The following is a 401-nucleotide window of genomic DNA, read 5'->3' on the forward strand; positions in this document are numbered from 1 at the left end:
GCCTTTCCGTTTCGAAATAATGTCTGGCAGTGTCCTACTCTCACATGGGGAGACCCCACACTACCATCGGCGCTACGGCGTTTCACTGCTGAGTTCGGCATGGGGTCAGGTGGGACCGCCGCGCTATTGCCGCCAGACAAATTCTTTAATTCATTATCATGGTGCTGATACCCAGATTCGAACTGGGGACCTCACCCTTACCAAGGGTGTGCTCTACCAACTGAGCCATATCAGCAATAGTTGCCCAAACTCACTGTTGGCGCAAAAAATTAAACGTGCTTTATGCTGCCTTTGATTGCAACATCACGCTAAATTAAAGCCTGGCAGTGTCCTACTCTCACATGGGGAGACCCCACACTACCATCGGCGCTACGGCGTTTCACTGCTGAGTTCGGCATGGG

General features: G+C 51.9%; 1 tRNA gene and 2 rRNA genes. All 3 read right to left on the reverse strand.

Annotated elements, in window-relative coordinates:
- Positions 1-21: 21 nt before the first annotated feature.
- Positions 22-137, reverse strand: a 5S ribosomal RNA gene (gene rrf / locus EAE92_RS24260).
- Positions 138-159: 22 nt separating this feature from the next.
- Positions 160-235, reverse strand: a tRNA-Thr gene (locus tag EAE92_RS24265).
- Between the two features lie 83 nt (positions 236-318).
- Positions 319-401: ribosomal RNA gene (gene rrf / locus EAE92_RS25555) — 5S ribosomal RNA — on the reverse strand; the annotation flags it as partial.

Source organism: Photorhabdus hainanensis (assembly GCF_018448965.1).
In the GTDB taxonomy this organism is placed as follows: Bacteria; Pseudomonadota; Gammaproteobacteria; order Enterobacterales; family Enterobacteriaceae; genus Photorhabdus; species Photorhabdus akhurstii.